Annotated in this window: 14 protein-coding genes; 10 read left to right on the top strand and 4 right to left on the bottom strand. The window is 66.3% G+C overall.

Annotation, left to right across the window (positions count from 1 at the left end):
- Window positions 1–316: 316 nt before the first annotated feature.
- Window positions 317–1,585: an SGNH/GDSL hydrolase family protein gene (locus CFB45_RS01460; RefSeq protein WP_089424286.1), complete on the bottom strand. Its 1,269-nt coding sequence runs from the start codon at window positions 1,583–1,585 to the stop codon at window positions 317–319.
- A gap of 199 nt (window positions 1,586–1,784) precedes the next feature.
- On the opposite strand from CFB45_RS01460, the gene paaA reads away from it, so the two are divergent.
- The 8 genes from paaA to CFB45_RS01420 all read left to right on the top strand — a co-directional run bounded on the left by paaA (window position 1,785) and on the right by CFB45_RS01420 (window position 8,072).
- Window positions 1,785–2,783 (top strand): 1,2-phenylacetyl-CoA epoxidase subunit PaaA, encoded by a 999-nt coding sequence (gene paaA, locus CFB45_RS01455; protein WP_069246920.1) that lies wholly within the window; start codon window positions 1,785–1,787, stop codon window positions 2,781–2,783.
- Window positions 2,784–2,830: 47 nt separating this feature from the next.
- Entirely contained in the window at window positions 2,831–3,115 is a 285-nt protein-coding gene (gene paaB, locus CFB45_RS01450; protein ID WP_089424285.1) for a 1,2-phenylacetyl-CoA epoxidase subunit PaaB, read from the top strand.
- A 10-nt stretch (window positions 3,116–3,125) separates the two neighbouring features.
- Window positions 3,126–3,929, top strand: coding sequence for a 1,2-phenylacetyl-CoA epoxidase subunit PaaC (paaC, locus tag CFB45_RS01445; RefSeq protein ID WP_089424284.1), 804 nt, complete (start codon window positions 3,126–3,128; stop codon window positions 3,927–3,929).
- Window positions 3,930–3,961: 32 nt separating this feature from the next.
- Window positions 3,962–4,522 carry a 1,2-phenylacetyl-CoA epoxidase subunit PaaD gene (paaD, locus tag CFB45_RS01440; RefSeq protein ID WP_089424283.1) on the top strand — a complete coding sequence of 187 codons (561 nt, stop codon included), beginning with the start codon at window positions 3,962–3,964 and terminating at the stop codon, window positions 4,520–4,522.
- 5 nt (window positions 4,523–4,527) lie between these two features.
- The gene (gene paaE / locus CFB45_RS01435; RefSeq protein ID WP_089424282.1) at window positions 4,528–5,616 is read left to right on the top strand and encodes a 1,2-phenylacetyl-CoA epoxidase subunit PaaE; all 1,089 of its coding nucleotides are present in this window, start codon (window positions 4,528–4,530) and stop codon (window positions 5,614–5,616) included.
- 128 nt (window positions 5,617–5,744) lie between these two features.
- Complete coding sequence (locus CFB45_RS01430; protein ID WP_089424281.1) at window positions 5,745–6,569, top strand: DUF1835 domain-containing protein; 825 nt, start codon at window positions 5,745–5,747, stop codon at window positions 6,567–6,569.
- A 16-nt stretch (window positions 6,570–6,585) separates the two neighbouring features.
- Window positions 6,586–7,191 (top strand): TetR/AcrR family transcriptional regulator, encoded by a 606-nt coding sequence (locus CFB45_RS01425; protein WP_006482923.1) that lies wholly within the window; start codon window positions 6,586–6,588, stop codon window positions 7,189–7,191.
- A gap of 233 nt (window positions 7,192–7,424) precedes the next feature.
- A complete protein-coding gene (locus CFB45_RS01420) occupies window positions 7,425–8,072 on the top strand; it encodes a GNAT family N-acetyltransferase (RefSeq protein ID WP_039366876.1) in 648 nt (215 codons plus the stop codon).
- 60 nt (window positions 8,073–8,132) lie between these two features.
- Here CFB45_RS01420 and CFB45_RS01415 read toward each other — a convergent pair whose 3' ends face one another.
- Window positions 8,133–8,657, bottom strand: coding sequence for an Lrp/AsnC family transcriptional regulator (locus tag CFB45_RS01415; RefSeq protein WP_089424280.1), 525 nt, complete (start codon window positions 8,655–8,657; stop codon window positions 8,133–8,135).
- Between the two features lie 212 nt (window positions 8,658–8,869).
- Between CFB45_RS01415 and hppD the strand changes: the two genes are divergently transcribed.
- Complete coding sequence (gene hppD, locus CFB45_RS01410) at window positions 8,870–9,967, top strand: 4-hydroxyphenylpyruvate dioxygenase (RefSeq protein ID WP_089424279.1); 1,098 nt, start codon at window positions 8,870–8,872, stop codon at window positions 9,965–9,967.
- A 132-nt stretch (window positions 9,968–10,099) separates the two neighbouring features.
- Here hppD and CFB45_RS01405 read toward each other — a convergent pair whose 3' ends face one another.
- Window positions 10,100–10,294: a hypothetical protein gene (locus tag CFB45_RS01405; RefSeq protein WP_046547411.1), complete on the bottom strand. Its 195-nt coding sequence runs from the start codon at window positions 10,292–10,294 to the stop codon at window positions 10,100–10,102.
- A gap of 330 nt (window positions 10,295–10,624) precedes the next feature.
- Here CFB45_RS01405 and CFB45_RS01400 point away from each other — a divergent pair, with 330 nt between their 5' ends.
- Window positions 10,625–14,215, top strand: coding sequence for an indolepyruvate ferredoxin oxidoreductase family protein (locus CFB45_RS01400; protein WP_089424278.1), 3,591 nt, complete (start codon window positions 10,625–10,627; stop codon window positions 14,213–14,215).
- Window positions 14,216–14,363: 148 nt separating this feature from the next.
- Here the strand turns inward: CFB45_RS01400 and CFB45_RS01395 are convergent, their stop codons facing one another.
- A complete protein-coding gene (locus CFB45_RS01395) occupies window positions 14,364–16,634 on the bottom strand; it encodes an NADP-dependent malic enzyme (protein WP_089424277.1) in 2,271 nt (756 codons plus the stop codon).
- Window positions 16,635–16,978 lie beyond the last annotated feature (344 nt).

The following is a 16,978-nucleotide window of genomic DNA, read 5'->3' as shown; positions in this document are numbered from 1 at the left end:
GAACCGTGTTTCGCAGTTCGTCAACAACTTTTTTACTGCATCGTTGCGACTGCGGGGCTCAACTTCCAGGCCAGCTGCGCGCTTCAGACTCCAGCACACCACCCGCCTTGCTTCCCTTCTCCCGCGCTGCGTTTCCGTTAGCGCGAAAGAGGCGTGATTCTAAGCACCCGCCCCCGTCTACGCAAGCCCCTTTGTGAAAATATTTTGAAAAGGCCCCCGTGCGCTGACGCGCACGGGGGCTTCGGGCTCGACGGGCCAAGTGGTGTCGCTGACCTACGCGTCGCCGGCAACCCTTCGCTCTATATATAGGAGCGCGTCACTTGCCGACCACCGCAGCCTGCAGTTGCTCGACCGGCACCGCGTCGGCCATCGCGGCGTAACCGGCATCGCTCGGATGAATGCCGTCCCCGCTATCGTATCGACGCTGCAGCACGCTCGGGTGTGCCGGATCGCGCAGCACAGCATCAAAGTCGACCACACCGTCGAACCCGCCACCGCTCCGGATCCACCGGTTCACCTCAAGGCGGATCGTCTCGCGCCCCGCCGGCAGCCCGGCCGGCGTCAGCGTCGCGCCGAAGACCTTCACGCCCTGGCGGTGCGCCGCTTCAATCAGCCGACGGTAGCCGTCGATCAAAGATACGGCCGTGACCTGCGTATGCGGGTGGTCACAATCGAGCCCCGCACGCGGCGGCATCGCGGCGAAGTTGATGTCGTTGATCCCGATCAGCACGATCGCCGCCTTCACCCCCGCGCGCGACAGTGCATCACGCTCGAACCGCGACGCCAGCGACGTGCCGTAACACGCCGAATCGCTGAGCAGCCGGTTTCCGCTGATACCAAGATTCGTGACGCCGATCGACTCCGCGCCGGAAGCGGTCAGCCGACGCGCCAGCGCGTCCGGCCAGCGGCGATTCCGGTTCACGCTCGAGCGCAGTCCGTCGGTGATCGAATCGCCGATCGCCGCTACGCTCGCGCGCGCTGAACCGGCCTCGACCGCGAGCTCGCTCACCCATGCGTATTGGGTAAAACGGGTGCGGAACGCGGCGGCGCCCGGATCACTCACATGGTCACCCGGTGCAGACACGTGATTGAACTGGTTCGACACGCGGTGCCAGACCGTCATCCGCTGGTTCGCCCCCATCTGGAGGCTGATCGCATACGGCCGCCCGGCCGCCACATCGATCGCCACCGGATCGCTTTCGAGTTCCTGGCCCGGCGCAAGCGTCACCGACGCCTTGCCGCCGAACCGGACCGGCGCCGCCGCACCAGCAAGCGCCGCCCCTTCGCCGGCGCGCGCGAGGCTCGCCGCTTCGACGACCAGCGGCGCATGTCCGTAGGCATTGCTGACGCGGATCCGCGCGGCACGCCCCGACACCGTCGGATAGACGATCTGGCGCACGGCCCGTCCGGACACGTCGGGTGCGCGATAGAGCGGCGGCGGTGCGGCAAGGTCGGGGATCGGCTGCAGCGCGGTCGCCCACGCCGCCACCCATCCAGCCGGCGCGGCCGAGGCCGATGCCACGAGCGGCGAGACAAAGACGGCGGCACCCAGCACGGCCGCGGCGATACTGCTTCGAAATGACATCGGCAAAATCCTCGTCGGAAAGCGGGCATTGTGCCGCAGAAGACGCGAACCCCACGCGCCGGATCGCCGTCACGCCGTCCGATCGCGCCCCGACGTCGCTCGTTTACCCGAGTCTCGCCGCAAATCCGCAAGAAATTTATTAACCGACCGGTCGGTTGGTTTATACTTCGCACACATTCACCCGGACGAGAGCCTCGCCATGTACACGCAATCCCTCGACATCCCCGGCAACGTCGCGCCGCTCGATGCCGCAGCCGAGTCGCCCGAGCAGGCGCGGTTCGATGCGGTCATGGCCGCCGACGGCAAGATCGAACCGCAGGACTGGATGCCCGATGCCTATCGCAAGACGCTGGTTCGCCAGATCTCGCAGCACGCGCACTCGGAAGTCGTGGGCATGCTGCCCGAAGGCAACTGGATCTCGCGCGCGCCGAGCCTGAAGCGCAAGGCGATCCTGCTCGCGAAGGTCCAGGACGAAGCCGGCCACGGCCTCTATCTCTATAGCGCGGCCGAAACGCTCGGCGTGTCGCGCGATTCGCTGATCGACGCACTGCTCGCCGGCAAGGCGAAATACTCGAGCATCTTCAACTACCCGACACCCACCTGGGCCGACGTCGGCGTGATCGGCTGGCTCGTCGACGGCGCCGCGATCATGAACCAGATCCCGCTGTGCCGCTGCACGTATGGCCCGTACGCGCGCGCGATGATCCGCGTGTGCAAGGAAGAATCGTTCCACCAGCGCCAGGGCTTCGACGCGCTGCTGTCGATGATGAAGGGCACCGACGCGCAACGCGCGATGGTCCAGCAGGCCGTGAACCGCTGGTGGTGGCCGGTGCTGATGATGTTCGGCCCGAGCGACGCCGATTCGGTTCACAGCAACCAGTCCGCGAAATGGGGCATCAAGCGGATCTCGAACGACGATCTGCGGCAGAAGTTCGTCGACGCGACGGTCGACCAGGCGAAGGTGCTCGGCGTGACGCTGCCCGACCCCGACCTGAAGTGGAACGAGGCGCGCGGCCATCACGACTACGGCACGATCGACTGGGACGAATTCTGGCGCGTGGTCAACGGCGACGGCCCGTGCAACAAGGAACGCCTCGCGACCCGCGTGAAAGCGCACGAGGACGGCGCATGGGTGCGCGAAGCCGCACTCGCCCACGAAGCCAAGCGCCGCGCGCGCGCCGAACAGCACGCCGCCTGAGCGGCGGCACACCATCGAATTCAGGATTGAGGATTGAGGAGAAAGTGATGAACAAGGAATGGCCGATCTGGGAAGTGTTCGTGCGCAGCAAGCAGGGGCTCGATCACAAGCATTGCGGCAGCCTGCACGCCGCCGACGCGTCGATGGCGCTGCGCATGGCGCGCGACGTCTACACGCGCCGCCAGGAAGGCGTGAGCATCTGGGTGGTGTCGTCGTCGGCCATTACCGCGTCCGATCCGAACGAGAAGGCGGAGCTGTTCGAACCGGCGGGCGACAAGATCTACCGCCACCCGACGTTCTACACGCTGCCCGACGAAGTCAACCACATGTAACGCCCGCGCCATGACGATCACGCCCGAACACCTCTCCTACGTGCTGCGCCTCGCGGACAACACGCTGATCCTCGGTCAGCGCAACGCCGAATGGTGCGGCCACGGCCCGATCCTCGAGGAAGACATCGCGCTCACCAACATGAGCCTCGACCTCATCGGCCAGGCGCGCATGCTGTACACGCACGCGGCCGAACTCGAGCGCCAGCTGACCGGCGCGACGAAGACCGAGGACGACTACGCGTACTTCCGCACCGAGCGCGAGTTCGCAAACTTCACGCTCGCCGAGCTGCCGCACTACGGCCCGATCGCGGGCACCGCGCACGCCGACAACGACTATGCGGTCACGATCGTGCGCAACTTCCTGTACTCGACGCTGATGCTGCACGTTTGGACCGCACTCGAAACGTCGACCGACACGCAGCTCGCCGCGATCGCCGCGAAATCGGTGAAGGAAACCCGCTATCACGTGCAGCACGCACGCGAGTGGCTGGTTCGCCTCGGTGACGGCACCGACGAATCGCACCGCCGCGCGCAGAACGCGCTCGACTACCTGACGCCGTACACGCGCGAATTCTTCGCTGCCGATGCAATCGACGACGCGGTCGCCGCCGAGGGCATCGCCCCCGCGCCGGCCACGCTCGAAGCAGCGTGGCGCGCGGACGTGGATGATGCGCTCGCGGAAGCGACGCTCACGCTGCCGGCACCCGTGCAGCATGTGACGACCGGCAAGCAGGGCGAGCACTCGGAGCACATGGGCTACCTGCTCGCCGAAATGCAGAGCCTCGCACGCCAGCATCCCGGCGCGAGCTGGTAACCGGCCGCCCCCACGCCCAACGGAGCCCGACGATGTCCGTCCAGACCGCCCCCGCCAACGCCGTGCCCATCGCGCGCCACGCCGACCCGCTGCTCGCCCGTGCATGGGACGTGCTCGAAGCCGTGCCCGACCCCGAGATCCCGGTCGTGTCGATCCGCGAGCTCGGCATCCTGCGCGACGTCCGCCTCGCGGACGACGGCCAGCTCGAGGTCGTGATCACGCCGACCTACTCGGGCTGCCCGGCCATGTCGCAGATCGCGGAGGACATCGCCGCCGCGCTGCAGGCCGCGGACCTTCCGGCGCACCGGATCGAGACCGTGCTCGCGCCCGCGTGGACGACCGACTGGATCACGCAGGAAGCGCGCGACAAGCTGCGCGCGTACGGCATCGCGCCGCCGGTCGGCCAGTGCGGCACCGCCGCGTCGCGGGAAAACGTCGTGCGCTTCGTGCCGCGACCGGTCGCGGCACCCGCGTGCCCGCGCTGCGGCTCCGCCCGTACCGAGCGTCTCGCGCAATTCGCGTCCACGGCCTGCAAGGCGCTGTATCGCTGCGTCGACTGCCGCGAACCCTTCGACTACTTCAAACCTTATTAATCGATATGGCGACCCCGCAATTTCATCCGCTGCGTATCCGCGACGTGCGGCCCGAGACCGCCGACGCCGTCTCCGTCTCCTTCGACGTGCCGCCCGAACTGCGCGACGCGTACCGCTTCACGCAGGGCCAGTTCGTCACGCTGAAGACCCACATCGACGGCGAGGAAACGCGCCGCTCGTATTCGATCTGCGTCGGCACGACGGACTACGACCGTGACGGCGAACTGCGCATCGGCATCAAGCGGGTGCGCGGCGGCCGCTTCTCGAACTTCGCGTTCGACTCGCTCAAGCCGGGTCATACGATCGACGTGATGACGCCGGACGGCCGTTTCTTCACGCACCTGAACGCCGATCACGGCAAGCAGTACGTCGCGTTTTCCGGCGGCTCCGGCATCACGCCGGTGCTCGCGATCGTGAAGACGACGCTCGAACTCGAGCCGCGCAGCACGTTCACGCTGATCTACGGCAACCGCAGCGTCGACGCGATCATGTTCGCGGAGGAGCTCGAGGACCTGAAGAACCGCTACATGAACCGCTTCGTCCTCTATCACGTGCTGTCGGACGACCAGCAGGACGTCGCGCTGTTCAACGGCGTGCTCGACCAGGCGAAATGCGCGGAATTCCTCGATACGCTGATGCCGGCCGACGCGATCGACGAGGCGTTCATCTGCGGCCCCGCGCCGATGATGGATGCGGCCGAGGCCGCGCTGAAGGCGGCCGGCGTGCCTCAGGCGAAGGTGCACGTCGAGCGCTTCGGCACGCCGCTGCCGCAAGCCGGTGCGCCGGTCGTCGAAATCACCGACCAGACCCCGGCCGCCGATCTGGAAATCGTGCTCGACGGCAAGAAGCGCAAGCTGCGCCTGCCGTACGAAGGCGTGAGCCTGCTCGATATCGGCCTGCGCGCGGGCCTCGCGCTGCCGTACGCGTGCAAGGGCGGCGTGTGCTGCACGTGCCGCGCGAAGGTGCTCGAGGGCGAAGTGCGGATGGAGAAGAACTACACGCTCGAAGAACATGAAGTGAAGGACGGCTTCGTGCTCACGTGCCAGTGCCACCCGATCAGCGACAAGGTCGTCGTGAGCTACGACGAGCGTTGAGCGACGTCGCGTCGCGGCGCCGGGCGGTTTCTCGCCGTCACACATCTCGCTTACACTAGGGGCCGCCGGCCGGCTGGACATCGCAACGTCCGCCCGGCCGGCGGTTTTCTTTTGTTGACGACAGGCCGATGAGTACCATTCATGTGATTCAGGGCGGCACCGCCGCCGCGTCGCTGCGCGAGGCACTCGCGCAAGCCGGACGCGACGAGCGCGTCGTCGGATTGCTCGACGATCTCGGCGTCGGGCCGCTCAAGGGCGCCGACGAGACGCCCGACACGCGCGCCGCCTTCTGGCAGCGCGTGCTCGGCGACCAGATTCCCGACTGGAACGCGGAGATCGAAGGCGAGTTCGCGCGCCTCGACCAGCTCGCGACGGATACCGGCCAGGTGGTGGTGTGGCATGCGCCGAGCGTCGGCGACAAGCTGCTGCTGCGCCGCGTCGCCTATCACCTGCGCAACGTCCCGCAACGCCTGAACGAAGTGCGGCTGTCGGCCGCCGATCTCGACTCGGCCCAGCGCGCGGCGCTGTCGCGCACCGACCAGGCGTGCGCGACCGGCATGTTCTCGCCGGCCGAGCTGGCGCGCAAGCGCCCGGTGGCCGCGCCGATCTCGGTGCTGCGCATCGGCCGCCTCGCACTCGAATGGCAGGAGGCGAAGCACCTGAACGCCGAGCTGCGCTACTGGGTCAGCAACACCATCAAGAGCGGCTACTATGAGGACCTCGACGCGCTGATCGTCGCGCGCGCGGAAGCCGACTGGCGGCCTGCGGCGCGCCTCGTCGGCAGCATCATGGCCGACGCCGACCGCGGCGGGCTGTTCGTCAGCGACTCGATCGCCTGGTGGCGCTGCCGCGAACTCGCGGCAGCCGGCCGGCTCGAGCTGCAGGACGACGCGCCCGACGCCCTCTCTTCCACGCAGGTGCGCGCGGCCCGCACGGCCACCGCGCACCGCTAATCTTCCCCATTCGACCATGGCCCGTACCCGAGCGCCCGACCACGAATCCCAGCGCGAGCAGATCCTCGACCTGGCCGCCGAGAAATTCGCGCAGACGAGCTACCCGAGCACGTCGATGTCCGATCTCGCAACCGCGAGCGGCACGTCGAAGGCGCGCCTCTATCACTATTACGAGAGCAAGGAAGCGATCCTGTTCGACCTGCTCGACCGCTACACGAAACGGCTGATGTTGATCATCGCCGAGGTCGAAGGGGCGAGCCAGCGACGCGGGCTCAGCGAGCGCGACGCGTTCGCCGAGCTCGTGCGTGCGTTCCTCGCCGAGTACGAGACGTCGCACAGCCGGCACGTCGCGCTGCTCAACGACGTGAAGTATCTCGAGGACGCGCAGCGCGAAATCGTGCTCGACCGCCAGCGCGACATCGTCGCGGCGTTCACGCGACAGCTCGCACGCGCGTACCCGGACCGCATCTCGAAGGAAAACCAGACGTCCGTGACGATGATGGTGTTCGGGATGATCAACTGGACGTTCACATGGCTGAAGCCGGGCGGCCGCCTCGGCTACCGCGACTTCGCCGAGCAGGTGATCGACCTGATCGAACGCGGGCTGTCGACGGCCGCCTGATTGACGCGCAGCAGCATGCGTTGCGCGACGGGTACACTGCGGCTGCCCGCCGCGCATTTCATATGATGAATTTTAAATTCGCTTAAAATCAATAACTTACAGAATGAACTAAGCGGTTTTAGAATTTCCCCTCGGCACAAATAACGTCAAATACGGGTTTTCCCCAACCTCGCTCGGGTAAAATGCTGTTGCATTGCACAACCCGCTTGTGCACCCACACTGAGGAACCCACGATGAACACGCAATTCAACGGCCCTGCCGAAGTTGTCGGCACGGTCGGCAGTGCGCCGGTTCTCGTCAGGGAACTGGCTTCCAAAGACCGTGAGCAGATGCTCACCCACTTTCTCTCGCTCGACGAAGAGGACCGCCTGCTGCGCTTCGGCCAGATGGTGCCCGACCACGTGATCGAGAATTATGTCCGCACGATCGACTTCGGCCGCGACACCGTGTTCGGCGTGTTCGACCACGACCTCGAACTGATCGGCGTCGGCCACCTGGCCTACCTGCCGGCCGAGGGCGACAAGCGCACGGCCGAATTCGGCGTGTCGGTGCTCGAAAGCGCACGCGGCCGCGGCGTCGGCTCGAAGCTGTTCGAGCGCGCGGCGATCCGCAGCCGCAACACGCACGTGACGATGCTGTACATGCACTGCCTGTCGCGTAACGCGACGATGATGCATATCGCGAAGAAATCCGGGATGCGGATCGAGTACGCGTACGGCGAAGCCGATGCGTACCTGTCGCTGCCGCCGGCCGACCACTCGACGATCATCGCCGAGATGCTGCAGGAACAGGCCGCGGTGTTCGACTATGCGATGAAGCGCCAGGCGCGCCGCACCACGAAGTTCATCGAATCGCTGATGCCCGCCGCGCTGACGGCGTAATGTCGGCTAGCCGGGCCGCGCCTGCCGCGCGCCCGGCCCCCCTCCCTTCCCCGCCGCGCACTAGCGCACCGAACGAATCGGCAACGCCGTCGTCTCCTTGAAGCATTCGAGCGAAAAGCTCGTCTTCACGTCGATCACCGACGGGTGATGCAGCAGATGCTCCTGCACGAAGCGGGAGAAATGCGCCATGTCCTCGACCTGCACGCGCAGCAGATAATCCATGTCCCCCGTCATCGCGTGGCACGCGACCACTTCCGGCCAGGCCTGCACGGCCGCACGAAACAGCTCCGCATGGGTCGCGCCTGCCCGCGCCGACGTTTCGTCGGCCCGCACCGGGGCCAGGCCGCCGCGCTTCTCGAGCCGCACGCTCACGTACGCGAGCAGGTCGAGCCCGAGCTTCTGCGGATCCAGCAGCGCGACATAACCGGTGATCACGCCGATCTCCTCGAGCCGCCGGATCCGCCGCAGGCACGGGCTCGGCGACAGGTTCACGCGCTCGGCGATCTCCTGGTTCGACAGGCGCCCGTTCTCCTGAAGAATCGCGAGAATCCGCCGGTCGATGGCATCCAATTCGGCTTGCGCCATCTTCTGCCCTCCAATGAATGATTTGAGACTGGAAATTGCGCCATCGTAGGTTCCGATAATTAAGTTCGCAAGTTTACGCTCGCGACTGCCCGCTACACTTTGTCGCACGTACCGATGCGTCGCGCACGCCACCGCGTGTGCCACGTTCGACATCGAACCAGGCCGGGCCTGCGCACGTCGCCCCGGCCGATCGCCCCCACAGGAGACACGCCATGCAGATCCCGAACTGGGACAACCCCGTCGGCACCGACGGCTTCGAATTCATCGAATACACGGCACCGGACCCGAAAGCGCTCGGACAACTGTTCGAACGGATGGGTTTCACCGCGATCGCGCGCCACCGCCACAAGGACGTGACGGTGTACCGCCAGGGCGACATCAACTTCATCATCAACGCCGAACCCGATTCGTTCGCGCAACGCTTCGCGCGCCTGCATGGCCCGTCGATCTGCGCGATCGCGTTCCGCGTGCAGGATGCCGCGAAGGCGTACCAGCACGCGCTGGAGCTCGGCGCATGGGGCTTCGACAACAAGACCGGCCCGATGGAGCTGAACATCCCGGCGATCAAGGGCATCGGCGATTCGCTGATCTATTTCGTCGACCGCTGGCGCGGCAAGAACGGCGCGCAACCGGGCGCCATCGGCGACATCAGCATCTATGACGTCGACTTCGAGCCGATCGCCGGCGCGAACCCGAATCCGGTCGGCCACGGCCTCACCTACATCGACCACCTGACGCACAACGTGCATCGCGGCCGCATGCAGGAATGGGCCGAGTTCTACGAGCGCCTGTTCAACTTCCGCGAAGTGCGCTACTTCGACATCGAAGGCAAGGTGACGGGCGTGAAGTCGAAGGCGATGACGTCGCCGTGCGGCAAGATCCGCATCCCGATCAACGAGGAAGGCTCGGATACGGCCGGCCAGATCCAGGAATACCTCGACGCGTATCACGGCGAAGGCATCCAGCACATCGCGCTCGGCGCCACCGACATCTACCAGGCGGTCGATGGCCTGCGCAGCAAGGAAGTGAAGCTGCTCGACACGATCGACACGTATTACGAACTGGTCGACCGCCGCGTGCCGAACCACGGCGAATCGCTGGACGAACTGAAGAAGCGCAAGATCCTGATCGACGGCGCACGCGACGACCTGCTGCTGCAGATCTTCACCGAAAACCAGATCGGGCCGATCTTCTTCGAGATCATCCAGCGCAAGGGCAACCAGGGCTTCGGCGAAGGCAACTTCAAGGCGCTGTTCGAATCGATCGAACTCGACCAGATCCGCCGCGGCGTCGTACAGGACAAGGCCTGACACATCCGGCGGGCGGCTGCCCGGGGCAACCCGGCGGCCCGCACGATCCGGCGGCGCAAAGAAAAAGGGCGGGAATCCGAGGATTCCCGCCCTTTTTGCATTCCGGCGCGGCCCGCAGGCCGCGCGAGCGGATCAACGCGCGTTCGCCTTCGACTCGACGGCGCGCTCGGCCGACGGCTGCGCGACGGCGTCCTGGGCCGGCACGATCTGCTGCATCTGCGCGCCGGCTGCCGCCAGTGCGCTCGCGCCTCGCGCGTGCACCGGGCCGGTCATCGAGAAAAACGCGGCGGACACGATCAGGAAACTCTGGATATGACGTGTGTTCATTGCACCTCCTGTAAAACTGCCGGCGCCTCCCCGATTGCGTCGAAACCAGCCAACGCGGCCGGGCACCTCCGGCAGGCCGACAAGATTAACGGCATTTGCCCGCAGATGAACCCGGCTTTACATGCTTTTACATGATGTAACGCATGGTTCCGCCCTGTTTTTTTGACGCAGCGCCGCAATCCCCCGGCATTCCAACCGATGGGCGGCGGGTTTGCCCCAGTGCTACCATCGCTTAAAACCGGCCAATATGCCGGCCACTGCCGACGCGTCCACAAGACGCCCGAAGCAGTCGAGTTTTGGTGATCCCAAACTGGGTGGAGGAGACAGTTAATGAATGCCCCGCTAGACGCAGACCAACGCGCGTCGCTAGAAGCCGCGCTGAAGTCCGTCACGCTTGACGACAAATACACACTGGAGCGCGGTCGCGCGTACATGAGCGGCATCCAGGCCCTCGTGCGCCTGCCGATGCTGCAGCAGGAACGCGATCGCGCCGCCGGTCTCAATACCGCCGGCTTCATCTCCGGCTATCGTGGTTCGCCGCTCGGCGGCCTCGATCTGTCGCTCTGGAAAGCCAAGCAGCACCTGGCCGCCCACCAGATCGTCTTCCAGCCCGGCCTCAACGAAGATCTCGCCGCCACCGCCGTGTGGGGCTCGCAGCAAGTGAACCTGTACCCCGGCGCGAAGCACGACGGCGTGTTCGGCATGTGGTACGGCAAGGGCCCGGGCGTCGACCGCACGGGCGACGTATTCAAGCACGCGAACTCGGCCGGCTCGTCGCAGCACGGCGGCGTGCTGGTGCTCGCCGGCGACGACCACGCGGCGAAATCGTCGACGCTCGCGCACCAGTCCGAACACATCTTCAAGGCCTGCGGGCTGCCGGTGCTGTTCCCGTCCAACGTGCAGGAATATCTCGATTTCGGCTTGCACGGCTGGGCGATGAGCCGCTACTCGGGCCTGTGGGTCGCGCTCAAGTGCGTGACGGACGTGGTCGAATCGTCGGCATCGGTCGACATCGACCCGCATCGCACCGAGATCGTGCTGCCGACCGACTTCATCCTGCCGGAAGGCGGGCTGAACATCCGCTGGCCCGATCCGCCGCTCGTGCAGGAAGCACGGCTGCTCGACTACAAGTGGTATGCGGCGCTCGCCTACGTGCGCGCGAACAAGCTCGACCGCATCGAGATCGATTCGCCGAGCGCGCGCTTCGGGATCATGACCGGCGGCAAGGCGTACCTCGACGTGCGCCAGGCGCTGACCGACCTCGGCCTCGACGACGAAACCTGCGCGCGGATCGGCATCCGGCTCTACAAGGTCGGCTGCGTGTGGCCGCTCGAAGCGCAGGGCGCGCAGGCGTTCGCGCGCGGGCTCGACGAAATCCTCGTCGTCGAGGAAAAGCGCCAGATCCTCGAATACGCGATCAAGGAAGAGCTGTACAACTGGCCCGATGGGCAACGTCCGCGCGTGTTCGGCAAGTTCGACGAGAAGGACGGCGCCGGCGGCGAATGGTCGGTGCCGATGGGCAACTGGCTGCTGCCCGCGCACTACGAGCTGTCGCCCGCGATCATCGCGAAGGCGATTGCGACGCGCCTCGAGAAGTTCGAGCTGCCGTCCGACGTGCGTGCGCGCATCGCCGCGCGCCTCGCCGTGATCAACGCGAAGGAAATGGCGCTCGCGAAGCCGCACGTGCAGACCGAGCGCAAGCCGTGGTTCTGCTCGGGCTGCCCGCACAACACGTCGACCAACGTGCCGGAAGGCTCGCGCGCGATCGCCGGCATCGGCTGCCACTACATGACCGTGTGGATGGACCGCAGCACGAGCACCTTCAGCCAGATGGGCGGCGAAGGCGTGCCGTGGATCGGCCAGGCACCGTTCACGGACGAGAAGCACGTGTTCGCGAACCTCGGCGACGGCACCTATTTCCACTCGGGCCTGCTGGCCGTGCGCGCGGCGATCTCGTCGAAGGCGAACATCACCTACAAGATCCTCTACAACGACGCGGTCGCGATGACGGGCGGCCAGCCGGTCGACGGCGTGCTGACGGTGCCGCAGATCACGCACCAGCTCGCGTCCGAAGGCGCGAAGAAGATCGTGATCGTCACCGACGAGCCGGAGAAGTACGACAGCCAGAAGGCGTTGCTCGCGCCGGGCGTGACGATCCATCACCGCGACCAGCTCGACGACGTGCAGCGCGAGCTGCGCGAGATCGAAGGCACGACGATCCTGATCTACGACCAGACCTGCGCAACCGAGAAACGCCGCCGCCGCAAACGCGGCACGTATCCGGACCCGGCCAAGCGCGTCGTGATCAACGACGCGGTGTGCGAGGGCTGCGGCGACTGCTCGGTGCAGTCGAACTGCCTGTCGGTCGAGCCGCTGGAAACCGAATTCGGCACGAAGCGCCAGATCAACCAGTCGAGCTGCAACAAGGACTTCTCGTGCGTGAAGGGCTTCTGCCCGAGCTTCGTCACGGTCGAGGGCGGCCAGTTGAAGAAGCCGAAGGCCGTCTCGGTCGACGGCAACGCACTGCCGCCGATCCCCGAACCGACGCTGCCGGACATCGACCGCGCATACGGCGTGCTCGTCACCGGCGTCGGCGGCACGGGCGTCGTCACGATCGGCGCGCTGCTCGGTATGGCCGCGCACCTGGAAAACAAGGGCGTGACCGTGCTCGACGTCACCGGCCTCGCGCAGAAGGGCGGCGCCGTGATGAGCCACGTGCAGATCTCGCACGCGCCGACCGACATCCACGCGACGCGGATCGCGATGGGCGAGGCCGACCTCGTGATCGGCTGCGACGCGATCGTCACGGCCGGCGACGAGTGCACGTCGCGCATGCGCCACGACACGACGCGCGTGGTCGTCAACAGCGCGCAGACGCCGACCGCCGAGTTCATCAAGAACCCGAACTGGGCGTTCCCGGGCCTGTCGGCCGAGAACGACATCCGTGCGGCGGCGGGCGTTGCCGTCGATTTCATCGACGCGAACCGCTTCGCGGTCGCGCTGCTCGGCGACGCGATCTACACGAACCCGTTCGTGCTCGGCTACGCGTGGCAGAAAGGCTGGCTGCCGCTCACGCTCGCGTCGCTCGTGCGCGCGATCGAGCTGAATGCGGTATCGGTCGAGAAGAACCGGGCGGCCTTCGACTGGGGCCGCCGCGCCGCGCACGACCTGGCGAGCGTGAAGCAGGCCGCGGCCGGCGATGCCCGCCCCGTGCAAGGCGCCACGGTGATTTCGCTGCACACGAAGAAGGCGGTCGACGCCCTGATCGCGAAGCGCGTGGAATTCCTCACCGCGTACCAGAATGCCGCGTACGCAGCACGCTATGCGGCGTTCGTCGACAAGGTGCGCGCGGCCGAGCGTGCGCTGGTGGACGGCGACACGGTGCAGGAGCAGCTGACCGAAGCGGTCGCGCGCAACCTGTTCAAGCTGATGGCGTACAAGGACGAATACGAGGTCGCGCGGCTGCAGTCCGATCCGGCATTCCTCGCGCGCCTGACCGCGCAGTTCGAAGGCGACTGGAAGCTGAAATTCCACCTCGCGCCGCCGCTGTTCGCGAAGACGGACGCCCACGGCCATCTCGTGAAGAAGGCGTACGGCCCGTGGATGATGTCGGCATTCCGGCTGCTTGCGAAAGCGAAGTTCCTGCGCGGCACGGGGCTCGACCCGTTCGGCCGTACCGACGAGCGTCGCACCGAGCGCGCGCTGATCGGCGAGTACGAAGCGCTGATCGGCGAGGTGCTCGCCAAGCTGAACGCGGCCAACCGCCCGCTCGCCGTCGAGCTCGCGGCGCTGCCGGACGGCATTCGCGGCTATGGCCACGTGAAGGAGAACAACCTGCGCGCGGTGCGGGTGAAGTGGGACACGCTGCTCGCGAAGTGGCGTTCGCCGGCCGGCGGCCAGTCGCAGCAGCAGGTCGCGTAACGGCACGCGGCGGGCATTCGCGGCCGGATGCCCGCCGGCGAGCGGCTATCCGCTCACGTCGCTTCACGAAAAAAAACGCCACGGAACGCAGGTTCCATGGCGTTTTTCATTGCGCCGCGCGCGAAGCGCGGCACACGCGGGCGTGGACTTACTTCGTGTTCACGTTCGCGGCGGCAACGGCCGTCATGTTGATGATCCGGCGCACGGTCGCGGCCGGCGTCAGGATGTGGGCCGGCTTCGCCGCGCCGAGCAGGAACGGGCCAACCGTCACGCCTTCGCCGCCGACCATCTTCAGCAGGTTGTACGCGATGTTCGCCGCTTCGACGTTCGGCATGATCAGCAGGTTCGCTTCGCCCGACAGCGTCGTGCCGGGGAAGGCCTGCTTGCGGATCAGTTCCGACAGCGCCGCGTCGCCGTGCATTTCGCCGTCGACTTCCAGGTTCGGTGCGCGTTCGACGATCAGCTTGCGGGCTTCGCCCATCCGGCGCGACGACGCCGACGGCGCGCTGCCGAAGTTCGAGTTCGACAGCAGCGCAGCCTTCGGCACGATGCCGAAGCGCTCGATCTCGGCCGCGGCCTGGATCGTCATGTCGGCGAGCTGTTCGGCGCTCGGCAGCTCGTTCACGTACGTATCGCACACGAACAGGTTGCGGCCCGGCAGCATCAGCAGGTTCATCGCCGCGAAGTGCTCGGCGCCCTTCGCACGGCCCAGCACCTGCTCGATGAACTTCAGGTGGCTGTGGAACGTGTCGATCATCCCGCAGATCATCCCGTCCGCGTCGCCCAGGTGCACGAGCATCGCGCCGATCAGCGTATTGAACTTGCGCATCGCGGCCTTCGCGACTTCCGGCGTCACGCCGTCGCGCGCGCCGATCTCCTGATACGCCTGCCAGTAGCGGTGGTAGCGCGCATCGTCTTCCGGATCGACGATCTCGAAATCGGTGCCGGCCTTCAGCTTCGAGCCGATCTTCGCGAGACGCATGTCGATGACCGACGGACGGCCGACGAGGATCGGCTTCGCGATCTTTTCCTGCAGCACGAACTGCGCGGCACGCAGCACGCGCTCGTCTTCGCCCTCGGCGAACACGATGCGGGCCTGCTTCTGCTTCGCGGTGGCGAACACCGGACGCATCACCATGCCGGTGCGGTAGACGGTCGCGCCGAGCTGCTCGCGGTACGCGTCCATGTCCTGGATCGGGCGAGTGGCGACGCCCGAGTCCATCGCGGCTTGCGCGACGGCCGGCGCGATCTTGATGATCAGGCGCGGGTCGAACGGCTTCGGGATCAGGTAGTCCGGACCGAATTCGAGCGAGTGGCCTTCATACGCCTTCGCGACTTCCTCGCTCTGGTCGGTTTCCTGTGCCAGCTCGGCGATCGCGCGCACGCACGCGAGCTTCATTTCTTCCGTGATCGTCGTCGCGCCGACGTCGAGCGCGCCGCGGAAGATGAACGGGAAGCACAGCACGTTGTTGACCTGGTTCGGGTAGTCCGAACGGCCGGTCGCGACGATCGCGTCCGGGCGCACGGCCTTCGCGTCTTCCGGGCGGATTTCCGGTTCCGGGTTCGCGAGCGCCAGGATCAGCGGGCGGTCGCCCATCGTCTTGACCATGTCCTGCTTCAGCACGCCCGCGCTCGAGCAGCCGAGGAACACGTCCGCGCCGACGATCGCGTCGGCGAGCGTGCGTGCGTCGGTGGTCGCCGCATAGCGCTGCTTCGACGGATCGAGGTTGCCGCGCCCTTCGTAGATCACGCCCTTCGAATCGGCGACGAGGATGTTCGACTTCGTGAGGCCGAGGTTCACCAGCAGGTCCAGACACGCGATCGCGGCCGCGCCCGCGCCCGAGCACACGAGCTTCACGTCGGACAGCTTCTTGCCGACGACCTTCAGGCCGTTCAGGATCGCGGCCGACGCGATGATCGCGGTGCCGTGCTGGTCATCGTGGAAGACGGGGATCTTCATGCGCTCGCGCAGCTTCTGCTCGATGTAGAAGCATTCCGGCGCCTTGATGTCCTCGAGGTTGATGCCGCCGAGCGTCGGCTCGAGCATTGCGATCGCCTCGACGAGCTTGTCGGGGTCGGACTCCGACAGTTCGATGTCGAACACGTCGATGCCCGCGAATTTCTTGAAGAGGCAGCCCTTGCCTTCCATCACCGGCTTCGCGGCGAGCGGGCCGATGTTGCCGAGGCCGAGCACGGCGGTGCCGTTCGTGATGACGCCGACGAGGTTGCCGCGCGACGTGTACTTCTGCGCGTCGAGCGGATCGGCGTGGATCGCTTCGCACGCTGCAGCGACGCCCGGCGAATACGCGAGCGACAGATCGAGCTGGTTCGACAGCGGCTTGGTCGGGGTGACCGAAATCTTGCCGGGTTTCGGGTTCAGGTGATAAGCGAGTGCGGCCTGCTTCAGTTGTTCGTCCATGATTGACCTGCGAGAGACATGCGAAATATTGACGGTTCAGTACGCAGCACCTTCGGCCGCGTCTGCTTGAATCGAGGGGGTGGTCGACTGCGAGACGGCACGCGACGCGCCGGGTCGGCACGCCATCGAACCTTGGCGGGTGGCAAGAGGAAAGTACAAAGTACTGAACGATTTCTAAGGGCCGCCTAGTGTACACCCCCTAAATGACGCATGTTGGTGCAGCGCCGCATCCTCCGCATCAGCGCGCGAGCGATCCGGCCCCGCTTGTTTCGCCGGTGGTGAGCCGCGCGGCGAACCCGCGCGAATTCCGCCGAAAACCGGCCTGAATCGGGTAAAATAGCCGG

The sequence above is a fragment of the Burkholderia sp. HI2500 genome (assembly GCF_002223055.1).
Classification (GTDB): domain Bacteria; phylum Pseudomonadota; class Gammaproteobacteria; order Burkholderiales; family Burkholderiaceae; genus Burkholderia.
The sequence above is the reverse complement of the archived record's forward strand: the minus strand, read 5'-3'. Positions and strand labels throughout refer to the sequence as shown.

Excerpts from the sequence above, each read along its gene's own strand:
- paaC (WP_089424284.1), top strand. The coding sequence starts at position 3,126 with ATGACGATCACGCCCGAACACCTCTCCTACGTGCTGCGCCTCGCGGAC.
- CFB45_RS01460 (WP_089424286.1), bottom strand. The coding sequence starts at position 1,585 with ATGTCATTTCGAAGCAGTATCGCCGCGGCCGTGCTGGGTGCCGCCGTC.
- CFB45_RS01415 (WP_089424280.1), bottom strand. The coding sequence starts at position 8,657 with ATGGCGCAAGCCGAATTGGATGCCATCGACCGGCGGATTCTCGCGATT.
- CFB45_RS01430 (WP_089424281.1), top strand. The coding sequence starts at position 5,745 with ATGAGTACCATTCATGTGATTCAGGGCGGCACCGCCGCCGCGTCGCTG.
- CFB45_RS01400 (WP_089424278.1), top strand. The coding sequence starts at position 10,625 with ATGAATGCCCCGCTAGACGCAGACCAACGCGCGTCGCTAGAAGCCGCG.
- hppD (WP_089424279.1), top strand. The coding sequence starts at position 8,870 with ATGCAGATCCCGAACTGGGACAACCCCGTCGGCACCGACGGCTTCGAA.
- CFB45_RS01395 (WP_089424277.1), bottom strand. The coding sequence starts at position 16,634 with ATGGACGAACAACTGAAGCAGGCCGCACTCGCTTATCACCTGAACCCG.
- CFB45_RS01425 (WP_006482923.1), top strand. The coding sequence starts at position 6,586 with ATGGCCCGTACCCGAGCGCCCGACCACGAATCCCAGCGCGAGCAGATC.
- CFB45_RS01405 (WP_046547411.1), bottom strand. The coding sequence starts at position 10,294 with ATGAACACACGTCATATCCAGAGTTTCCTGATCGTGTCCGCCGCGTTT.
- paaD (WP_089424283.1), top strand. The coding sequence starts at position 3,962 with ATGTCCGTCCAGACCGCCCCCGCCAACGCCGTGCCCATCGCGCGCCAC.
- paaB (WP_089424285.1), top strand. The coding sequence starts at position 2,831 with ATGAACAAGGAATGGCCGATCTGGGAAGTGTTCGTGCGCAGCAAGCAG.
- paaE (WP_089424282.1), top strand. The coding sequence starts at position 4,528 with ATGGCGACCCCGCAATTTCATCCGCTGCGTATCCGCGACGTGCGGCCC.
- CFB45_RS01420 (WP_039366876.1), top strand. The coding sequence starts at position 7,425 with ATGAACACGCAATTCAACGGCCCTGCCGAAGTTGTCGGCACGGTCGGC.
- paaA (WP_069246920.1), top strand. The coding sequence starts at position 1,785 with ATGTACACGCAATCCCTCGACATCCCCGGCAACGTCGCGCCGCTCGAT.